This is a genomic window from Peptoniphilus indolicus ATCC 29427 (assembly GCF_000227315.1).
Classification (GTDB): domain Bacteria; phylum Bacillota; class Clostridia; order Tissierellales; family Peptoniphilaceae; genus Peptoniphilus; species Peptoniphilus indolicus.
This window is the reverse complement of record NZ_JH165067.1, coordinates 16,669-27,189: the sequence shown is the minus strand read 5'-3', so window position 1 is coordinate 27,189 and position 10,521 is coordinate 16,669. Positions and strand designations below refer to the sequence as shown.

General features: G+C 31.9%; 9 protein-coding genes. All 9 read left to right on the top strand.

What is annotated here, in order from left to right; all coding sequences use genetic code 11:
- The first annotated feature begins 631 nt into the window (after positions 1–631).
- The 9 genes from HMPREF9129_RS09400 to HMPREF9129_RS09360 all read left to right on the top strand — a co-directional run bounded on the left by HMPREF9129_RS09400 (position 632) and on the right by HMPREF9129_RS09360 (position 10,315).
- On the top strand, positions 632–1,990 hold the full coding sequence (locus HMPREF9129_RS09400) for an MATE family efflux transporter (protein ID WP_004822973.1): 1,359 nt from the start codon (positions 632–634) through the stop codon (positions 1,988–1,990).
- Positions 1,991–2,222: 232 nt separating this feature from the next.
- Positions 2,223–2,510: a nuclear transport factor 2-like protein gene (locus HMPREF9129_RS09395; RefSeq protein ID WP_245946029.1), complete on the top strand. Its 288-nt coding sequence runs from the start codon at positions 2,223–2,225 to the stop codon at positions 2,508–2,510.
- 264 nt (positions 2,511–2,774) lie between these two features.
- Positions 2,775–3,347: a TetR/AcrR family transcriptional regulator gene (locus HMPREF9129_RS09390; protein WP_004822966.1), complete on the top strand. Its 573-nt coding sequence runs from the start codon at positions 2,775–2,777 to the stop codon at positions 3,345–3,347.
- A 40-nt stretch (positions 3,348–3,387) separates the two neighbouring features.
- Positions 3,388–3,903 carry a hypothetical protein gene (locus tag HMPREF9129_RS09385; RefSeq protein ID WP_004822963.1) on the top strand — a complete coding sequence of 172 codons (516 nt, stop codon included), beginning with the start codon at positions 3,388–3,390 and terminating at the stop codon, positions 3,901–3,903.
- A 113-nt stretch (positions 3,904–4,016) separates the two neighbouring features.
- Positions 4,017–5,804 (top strand): ABC transporter ATP-binding protein, encoded by a 1,788-nt coding sequence (locus HMPREF9129_RS09380; RefSeq protein WP_004822960.1) that lies wholly within the window; start codon positions 4,017–4,019, stop codon positions 5,802–5,804.
- Positions 5,797–7,506 (top strand): ABC transporter ATP-binding protein, encoded by a 1,710-nt coding sequence (locus HMPREF9129_RS09375; RefSeq protein WP_004822958.1) that lies wholly within the window; start codon positions 5,797–5,799, stop codon positions 7,504–7,506. The genes HMPREF9129_RS09380 and HMPREF9129_RS09375 overlap by 8 nt, the downstream gene beginning before the upstream one ends.
- Before the next feature lie 2 nt (positions 7,507–7,508).
- Positions 7,509–9,026 (top strand): ABC transporter ATP-binding protein, encoded by a 1,518-nt coding sequence (locus HMPREF9129_RS09370; protein ID WP_004822957.1) that lies wholly within the window; start codon positions 7,509–7,511, stop codon positions 9,024–9,026.
- Positions 9,016–9,720: an energy-coupling factor transporter transmembrane component T gene (locus HMPREF9129_RS09365; RefSeq protein WP_004822955.1), complete on the top strand. Its 705-nt coding sequence runs from the start codon at positions 9,016–9,018 to the stop codon at positions 9,718–9,720. Before HMPREF9129_RS09370 ends, HMPREF9129_RS09365 begins: the two co-directional genes overlap by 11 nt.
- Before the next feature lie 10 nt (positions 9,721–9,730).
- Positions 9,731–10,315: an MptD family putative ECF transporter S component gene (locus tag HMPREF9129_RS09360; RefSeq protein WP_004822953.1), complete on the top strand. Its 585-nt coding sequence runs from the start codon at positions 9,731–9,733 to the stop codon at positions 10,313–10,315.
- The last annotated feature ends 206 nt before the right edge of the window (positions 10,316–10,521 follow it).

Here is a 10,521-nt window from a genome sequence, read left to right as displayed (position 1 = left end):
CTATATAAAAAAATAGATGAAAAATGATATGAACTCTGGTTGTAAAAATTCAAGTAAAATTTTAAAAATAGTTAGAAATACGAATGTTGAAAACCTCTAAGTTGGAAATTTGAACTTATTATTAAAATTGTACACAATAAATAAACTCATTAAAACCTAATTTTTAAACATATGAGAAAAAACAATTTAACATTTTTTGTGTAAGACAATTGTTTTTTTAATAGATGAATTGCATTAAGTTTATGGAAGTTAAAAATAACATTTGACAGAAAACTATTGAGAATAATATACACAATAATTATGAAAGATGTTGGTTTTGATAAAAGTAAAATGATATCACAAATAAGGTATTTAGAGTAATTATTAAACGATACTGCATAAATTTATTAATATAATTGGCTAAATAAAGATTAGAGTAGTAAAACCAACAAAAGTGAAAATCCTGTAATCTTTCCATTAGGATATAATCTTGCATACGAGTATAAAGGGACTCACATATAGATTAAGGTGGATTAAGAAAGTTTGGGAGACAAATCCTGTTAGAAAGAGGATTTACTATTATATAAAGTGAGCAAAAAGTTATTATTTATAAAAATAGATAGAAGTTACTTTATTAAAGAGGAGAAAGAATATGAATAAGAAAGATATGAAAACTCAACTTTTGACTAAAAATCCAAAAGATTTAATGTTTCAACTAGCTTTACCAGGTATTATAGGAATGCTTGTAATAGGTCTTTATCCATTTATGGATGGTGTATTTGCAGGGTGGATTATTGGAGATTATGCTATGTCTTCTATAAGTATTTCTATGTCACTTACTTTAATTAATGGGGCAATTTCGGCATTGATTGGTGTAGGCAGTGCATCTATTTTATCGAGGGCTATTGGAAAAGGTAATAAGGAAACAACGGATAAAATTTTTGGGAATTTAAGTTATTGGGTAATAGTATTCTCGGTTTTTATTACCGTATTGGGCATTATTTTTGCACATAATTTTTTAGATTTAGTAGGGGCGCAAGGGGATATAAAGGCCCTTAGTATAAGATATTTAAGAGTTGTTTTCTTAGGTTCAACATTTGTTAATTTTGCTCAAGCAGGTAATATGACAATGCGTGGTGAAGGTGCATTAAAACAATCTATGCTTATCATGGGGGCAGGAGCTTTATTAAATATAATACTTGATCCGATTTTTATGAAATTGATGGGTAAATATGCAATTGAAGGCGCGGCGATTGCGACTGTAATCTCCCAGATTGTGCAAGCAGTTTTAACACTACATTATTTTACTAAAAAGAGTGCATTTGTTGGTATTCATAAAATAAAAAAGGCAAGTGAAATAGCAGGAGAAATGTTTAGTATAGGAAGTTCTGCTATGATGATGCAATTATTATTTGCAGTACAACAAACATTTCTATTTAAGCAAGCATTTAAATATGGTGGAAGTGATTGGGGAATTTTAATGTCTGCCACAATGAGATTATATATGTTTTCATTTATTCCTTTATGGGGTATGAGTCAAGGATTACAACCTGTCATAGGAACTAATTTTGGGGCAAAACAATATAATAGAGTAAAAGAAACAGTGAAGATATTTGCTTGTGGTGCAACAATACTTGCTGCTATATCTTGGATACCATCAATGTTCTTATCTGAAAAGCTCTTATCATTATTTAATGTTAGAACTGAAATTTTGACTGCAAATGTGGTTTATTTCAGAATGTACTATTGTACTTTTATTATGTATGGAATTATGATCATGACGCTGACTTTCTTCCAATCCGTTGGCGATGCAAAAAAGGCTGGAATGGTTGTAATGATGAGACAACTGATATTTTTTGTTCCGGCTATATTAATATTGCCAAAAATGTTTGGCGCCTCTGCTGTTTGGTGGGCTCAGCCAATTGTTGATTTTAGTATTATTCTACTTGGATTATTTTTAATGCTTAGCAGAATTAGAAAAATAGAAAAAGAAGAAACTATAAATTATTAGGTACCTAATTATTAAAAGTCGGAAATAAACCATTTAGAAAGGTTTGATATATTAATATTATTTAAATGCAAGAAATGTGGTGTAAAATGAAAAAGACTTTTTGTAAATCTATAGAAGAAAGAAATAACAATTGTAAAGCTTTGTTTAAGAAAAATAGATATTAAAACTTTAGGATTGTCAAACATATGTGACTAGAAAGCAATCTAATAACATTTTCAAAGGACATATCCCCTTGACAAAAGTAATGTATATTTTTGCCAAGGGGAGAAGTGAAGTAGTCTTGACAGAGATATGCATTATTGAGTTTGCAAAAAGAAGTAATGGAACATTCCGAATAATGACAGAATGGGCTGCAAGTAATGATTGTTTTGTTGTTGCAAGTGTTGTCTCATTAGCGGAAAAAGGTAATGAAAAATTAAATAATCCGGGGATTGATTTGTTCAAAATAGAAAACGGGAAAATACAAGAAGTGTGGACTTTTGCAGAATATCAAGAGATAGAAGATAAGTTTTGGGAATAAATCGAATTTATTTTTAGTGAATATTATTAGAGGATAGAAAAAATAATCTTTTAATCTTTTGCTGAAAAATTAAATACAAGGTTTTTTACAGATGAATAACATCATAGATTAAAGAATAACCTTGAATAAGGGCAAGAGTATGTTGAATTTGTTGCAAACTTTATGTAATAATTCTATCATTTTAGTTATAATCATCTTGACAAATATTGAATTTAAATTTATTATTAAATATAAATTCAGTATTAGTGTAGAAAGAGGTGTGTTATGGCACAAGTGTTAAAAGAAGAAGTCAGAAATAGAATACTGGAAGCAGCAGAAAAAGTATTTTATAAAAAGGACTATAGAGGTGCCAAATTAACAGAAATTGCAAAAGAAGCGGATATACCTGTGGCACTAATATATACCTATTTCAAAAATAAAGAAGTTTTGTTTGATGCAGTAGTAAGTTCTGTTTATATAAATTTTGAGTCAGCTTTTGATGAGGAGGAGTCTTTGGAAAAGGGTTCTGCTTCTGAAAGGTTTGATGAAGTTGGAGAAAATTATATTCATGAACTTTTAAAAGAGCGTAAGAAGTTAATTATTTTAATGGATAAAAGTTCAGGTACAAAGCATACAGAAGCAAAACAAAAACTCATATCGCAAATGCAGGTTCATATTGAAGTGAGTTTAAAAAGACAATCAAAAGAGGAATATGATCCAATGCTTGCTCATATTTTAGCCAGTAACTTTACAGAGGGGCTTCTTGAAATAGCAAGGCACTATCAAAGTGAAAAGTGGGCAGAAGATATGCTAAAACTTGTTGCAAGATGTTATTACAAGGGCGTGGAATCGTTGTGAGGCGGATTTAATATGAAATAGGGTTGATCTGGAGGTTGTTATGGAATTTTATAAAGCGTTAATAGGAGAAAAAAGTAATAAGAAAAATATATTTAGTGATTTGATTGGAGAGTGGAATATTGAATGGATTGATGGTAAAGGTACTGAAAATGAAAGACATGTAATTGGAGAGTGGATATTTTCAGAAATATTAAATGGAGATGGAGTACAGGATGTTTTCATTTGCCCGTCAAGACAAGAAAGAATATCCAACCCTCAGCTTGATGCAGAATATGGGACAACGATAAGAGTATATAATCCTAAAAAACAAAAGTGGGATATTTGTTATACTTGTTTGGGGAAAATGGTATATTTAGAAGCTGAAAAAGTAGAAGATAGAATTATACTAACAAATCTAAATAATGATAATGGTTTAAATTTATGGGTATTTGATAATATTTCTAATTCAAAATTCCATTGGGAAAATAAAACATCTTTTGATAATGGAAAAACTTGGAATACAAATGGCGAGGTGCTTGCAATGCGAAAGAGGAAATGTCAAGAATTAGGAGCTTAGCAGTAGTATTTTAGCACTAAAAAATAGACTTTGTGTAATTAGCAAAGTCTTACTTTAAGCCTTAATATTGAATTATAATTCAATATTATTCAATTTTGGAAGGAGTGTTGTTTATGACAGAAAAAGAGTTAAGAGGAAAAGCGATAGGGAATAATTTGAAGTCAAATATATTACTTACTTTAAGAATACTGTTTGATTTAATACCGCAGGTATTGCTTGTTTATTTAATCAGTTCCTTGATTACACAGGATACAGAAACGGGAAAGTTGAAATATATTTTTCTTATAATGCTTGCATCATTTGTGCTAAAAGGAGTGTTTTATTATTTTGCGACAAAAGTTGCCCATGAAAAAGCATACGAAAAATTGACAGAACTTAGGATAGATATTATCGGGCATCTAAAAAAACTAAGCTTAGGATTTTTCAAAGAACATAATACAGGGGAGCTTACGAACATTGTTCAGCATGATGTGGAGCAAGTGGAGGTATATCTTGCTCATGGCTTGCCTGAAATAATGGCAGTTACACTTCTGCCTACTATCATTTTCATAGCTATGATTTTTGTAGATTGGCGTCTTGCTCTTGGAATGATTGCCGGAGTTCCACTCATGTATTTGGTAAAAGTTCTTTCTCAAAAAACGATGAATAAAAACTTTGCTATTTACTTTAACCATGAAAGCAGGATGAGAGAAGAGCTAATGGAATATGTAAAAAATATTTCTGTGATTAAGGCTTTTGCTAAAGAAGAGGAGATTAGCGAAAGAACATTAAAAACGGCAAGAGAGTATATTTACTGGGTTAAAAAGAGTATGGGAGCAATTACAATTCCAATGGGACTCATTGACATATTTATGGAAATTGGAGTAGTTATTGTCATGATTTTGGGAAGTATATTTCTTTACTATGGAAATATTACAACACCTAATTTTATCCTTGCCATTATTTTATCATCTGCTTTTACTGCATCTATAAGTAAGACAGCAACCTTGCACCATTTTTCTATTGTATTTAAGGAAGCTATAAAGGCGATTGGAAAAGTTTTAACTGTTCCGCTTCCAAATAAAAAGATGGAACAAGGGTTAGAATTTGGAGATATAGAATTTAAAGATGTGAATTTTGCATACGGAAAAGATAGCTTTGAACTTAAAAACATCAATTTAACTTTTAAACAAAATAGTTTGAATGCCTTTGTCGGAGCGAGCGGCTGCGGAAAGAGTACGGTATCTAACCTGCTTATGGGATTTTGGGATGCAGACAGCGGACAAATAAAGATAAATGAAAAAGATATAAAAGAATATAGTCAGGAAAATATTTCGGAACTTATCGGCAGCGTTCAGCAAGAGGTTATACTTTTTGATTTAAGTATTTTTGAAAATATAGCAATTGGAAAATTAAATGCAACAAAAGAAGAAGTCATAGAAGCTGCTAAAAAAGCAAGATGCCATGATTTTATTTCTGCTTTACCAAATGGATATGAAACACGAGTAGGTGAAATGGGAGTTAAGTTATCCGGTGGAGAAAAACAAAGAATCTCCATTGCGAGAATGATACTTAAAAATGCACCGATTTTAATATTAGATGAAGCAATGGCAGCTGTTGATAGTGAAAATGAAAGACTAATCGGTGAAGCGATTGACGATTTAAGCAAGGATAAAACGGTTATTACAATTGCTCATCATCTAAATACGATTAGAGATTCAGACCAAATTATAGTTATGGATAAGGGTGTTGTTCTTGATGCAGGAAGCCATGAAGAGCTGATGAAAAGATGTGATTTTTATAAGGATATGGTTGAAGCACAGAACAAGGTTGATAGATGGAATTTGAAAGACAATTGTCTTTCACGAGCAAGCAGCAAAGCGGATTGCGAGTGTACGGAGGTGGTAACAGAAAATGTTTAGAGAAATGTTAAAGCTACTTACAAAAACCGGCAAGAGAGATTTGATTATATCAAGTGTATTCTTTGCCCTTTATGGACTAAGCTCCATAGCCATGATTGTTATCGTATTTTCTATACTGTTTCAGATATTTGATGGGACGAGTTTAGATATGCTTTATAAATATTTTATTGCGATTGGATTACTTGTAGTCTTCAAAGGCATTTGTAATATGGTCGCAGATATGAAAAAGCATAGTGCAGGTTTTGATATTGTTCAGCAAATCAGAGAACGAATGATTATCAAATTAAAGAAATTTAGTTTGGGTTTTTATACAAATGAAAGATTGGGAGAAATCAATACAATTTTACACAAAGATGTTGATAATATGTCCCTTGTTGTAGGACACATGTGGTCAAGAATGTTTGGCGATTTTTTGATAGGTGCAGTCGTATTTGTTGGTCTTGCAAGTATTGATTTCAAACTTTCTATTATTATGGCTGTATCTGTTCCGATTGCACTTATCTTTCTATATCTGACAATTAAGCAATCTGAAAAAATAGAAAATCAGAACAACTCAGCACTTCTTGATATGGTTAGCTTATTTGTTGAATATGTTAGAGGAATACCTGTATTAAAGAGTTTTTCAAACAATAAGAGCTTGGATAATGAGCTTATGAATAAGACAAAAAGGTTTGGAGAAACAAGCAAAGCAGCTTCAAGATTTAAGGCAAAACAGTTATCTATATTTGGTTTTTTACTGGATATTGGATATTTAGTTCTTTTAACCTCTGGAGCAATACTTGTTGTAAAGGGAAGTCTTGATGTACTTAATTTTATTATCTTTGCGGTAATTTCAAAAGAGTTTTATAAGCCGTTCGCTTCTATGGAACAACACTATATGTACTATGTTTCGGCGGTAGATAGTTACGAAAGACTTTCAAGAATTTTATATGCAGATGTAATCCCGGATAAAGTGAATGGGATTATTCCGAAAGATAATGATATAGCTTTTGAAAACATAGATTTTTCCTATGAAAAAGATGAATTTAAAATGGAAAAATTGAGCTTTTCTATTGCTGAAAAAACAATGACAGCCTTAGTTGGAGAATCAGGTAGTGGAAAGACTACTATAACCAACTTGCTTTTAAGATTTTATGATGTGCATAAAGGAAAAATTACACTCGGAGGAATTGATATAAGGGATATTCCTTATGATGAGCTTTTAGATCGTATCAGCATTGTCATGCAGAATGTTCAACTGTTTGATAACACGATTGAAGAAAATATCAGAGTAGGTAAAAAAGGAGCTACAAAAGAGGAAATCATTAAAGCTGCAAAGAAGGCAAGGATACATGATTTCATTATGAGTTTACCAAAAGGTTATGAAACTGATATTGGAGAAAATGGTGGGCTTCTTTCAGGTGGACAAAGACAAAGAATATCTATTGCAAGAGCTTTTCTAAAAGATGCACCGATTTTAATTCTTGATGAAATGACAAGTAATGTTGATCCTGTAAATGAATCTTTGATACAAGATGCCATTACAGAACTTGCAAAGAATAGAACCGTACTTGTAGTGGCTCATCATTTAAAAACAATTCAAAAAGCTGACCAAATTCTCGTATTTCAAAAAGGAAATTTACTTGAAAAAGGAAAGCATGGGGAACTTCTTGAGAAAGATGGCTACTACACAAAATTATGGAAAGCTCAGTATGAGGTGTAACCATGATTTTGTTAAAAGATGTTTCTTATGAATGGGAAGATGGGCGAACTGCTTTAAAAAATATCAATCTTGAAATTAAAAAAGGTGAATTTGTTTTAATTTCAGGAAAAAGTGGAAGTGGTAAAAGCACTCTTGGAAGTGTAATGAATGGTCTTATTCCGCATTATTACAGGGGCAAAATGCAAGGGGAGGCCTTTGTGTCCGGAAAAGATATAAGCAAATTATCGCTTCATGAAATAGGGCATATTGTAGGGACTGTATTTCAAGATCCAAGAAGTCAGTTTTTTACGACAACGACAGATGAAGAAATAGCTTTTGGGCTTCAAACCATCTGCAAATCAAGAGATGAGATCAAACAGAGAGTAGAAGCAGTATATGTGGAGTTGGATATTGAGGAACTTAAAGGAAAATCTGTTTTTGAATTATCAAGCGGGCAGAAACAAAAGATAGCTATTGCAAGCATCTATGCAATGAATCCGAAAGTTTTAATTTTAGATGAACCTTCAGCAAATTTGGATATGAAAGCAACATTTGACCTGTTTTTAATTTTGGAGAAATTAAAGAAAAAAGGAACAACGGTTGTTCTAATTGAACATCGTTTGTACTATGTAAAGTCTTTATTTGACCGTTTTCTTTTGATGAAAGACGGAGAAATTACGAAAGACTTGAGTCGGGAAGAAGTTATCTATCTTGAAAGGGCGTTTTGGGATGAAAATGGACTAAGAACTCTTGAATTAGAAGAATACAGGATAAGTGAGAAGAAAGATTTATATCAATTAAATGATGAAAGTATCAGTGGAAAAGGCTTGAAATTTTGTTACCCAAGTGCAACTAAGGTTGGAAATAAGCAAAACCAATACATCTTAAATCATCTTGATTTCAACATGGAGTACGGAAAAGCCATTGGTCTTATAGGGTTAAATGGTACCGGGAAAACCACCTTTGCAAGAGTGCTTTCAGGACTTGAGAAGATAGAAGAGGGAAAAATATGGGCGAGGAAAGATAAGTCGCTTAATCATAAAGATTTAATGGATATGTCATATTTTGTCTTTCAAGATTCAGACTATCAGTTGTTTTCGGAAAGTGTACTTGATGAAATGCTGCTTGGTATTTCAAGTAAAGATAAAAAAGAAAATACTCAAAAGGCAAAGTCTATTTTGAGTGTACTTGGCTTAGATAAATACATTGATAAGCATCCGTTTGCTTTATCAAGAGGAGAAAAACAAAGACTTACAATAGCTTGTGGAATGATGAAACGGGCAAAGGTTTTTATCTATGATGAACCAACATCAGGTTGTGATAAAGACTCAATGCTTTCAGTGGCAAAATTGATTGAAGAACAATTAAAAAATGGGATAACAGTTTTGGTGATAAGTCATGATTTTGAGTTTTTAGCGAACACAGTGAGCAAGCTTTGGGTAATGGGAGATGGAAAAATAGAAAAAGTTTTGAATATGAGTGAAAGTAATAAATTTCTCATATTAGACAAGATGAGAGGAGGTAGAGAGCTTGATAGATAGAAAAACAGTCGATCCGAGAATAAAACTTACTATACTTCCAATTGTTGGATTTACTAGCTTTTTTATAAGCGATACAATTCTACTTTTTGTACTAATTGCCTTTGCCTTTTTTCTGTATGTATACAGCAGTATGTGGAAAAGAGCATTACGCTTTATTTTGTTTTTTGTGTTTTTATACTGCATAGAGTTAGGGCTTGGAAAGTTTTGTGAAGCAAGCATCGTATTTGCAATATATATGTTTATTTACTTTGCAACAAGAATGACCTTAATTGCTATGTTTGGTGGATATATAACAAAGACTACAAGTGTAAGTGAAATGCTTGAAGCATTAAATAGAATGAAAGTACCAAGAAGCATTGGTATACCTTTTAGTGTTTTGCTTAGGTTTGTACCAACTATAAAAATAGAAGTCAAGGCATTAAAAGAGAATATGAAGATTCGAGGAATTGTAACAAGCAGATTTTTCCCGTTGCTACATCCAATTAAATATATTGAATATACGCTTGTTCCGCTTTTAATGAGAATGATTAAGATTTCAGATGAACTGTCAGCTTCAGCACTCATTAGAGGACTTGATAGTGATGAGAAGAGGGTAACATTAACAGAATTGCGGTTTAGAAAAACAGACTTAATGATTGGACTATTAGGAGCTTTGATGATTGCTCTTGTGATAGTAATACAGAAAATTTATTAGGAGGACTTTTATGAAAAACAAATTAAATGGTCGTGATTTTATTACAATCGGAATCTTTAATGCAATTGGAATTGTCATATACATGGCAGTTGCATTTGCTATGGCAACAACAGTTATTGGAGGATTTATTGCTTCAGGAGTTAGCTTTATGATAGCTGCTACTGTTTATATTCTTATGGCTGTGAAAGTTAAAAAGAAGGGCGTATTTACAATATCAGGAACGCTTATTGGTTTAATTGCATTGTCAGGAGGACATTTGCCTCATGCAGTCTTTGCTGTAATCGGTGGAATTATATGTGATTTGATTATAGGAAATTATGAAAGCAAGGGACGAATAATTATTGGATATGGGATATTTGCACTAGCAGATTTTTTAGGGACAGTAATTCCTGTGATTTTATTCGGGACAGCTTCTTTTGTGGAAAGAGCGTCAAAATGGAAAATGAGCGAAGCACAAATAAATGAAGCATTATCATATTTCAAAGTATCGTGGGCAGTAGGATTTGGCTTGATAACTTTTGTTCTTGCTTGCATAGGAGCATTTGTTGCAACAAGGATACTTAAAAAACATTTTGAAAAAGCAGGAGTGATTTAAATAAATCTTTGTTCGTGAGGAAAAAATGGATTAAATAATGGAGGTAATTACTATGTGTTGTGGAGGATCTGTTATTCATATAGAAAAAAATAATAGACCTTTTTGATACTGGTAATTATCATAAAAAATCAAATTTAAAATATAGGGAAAGAGCAAGTTTCTTTCATTTTAGAGGACTTATTATGCCTATGTGCAGTCCCCTTTTT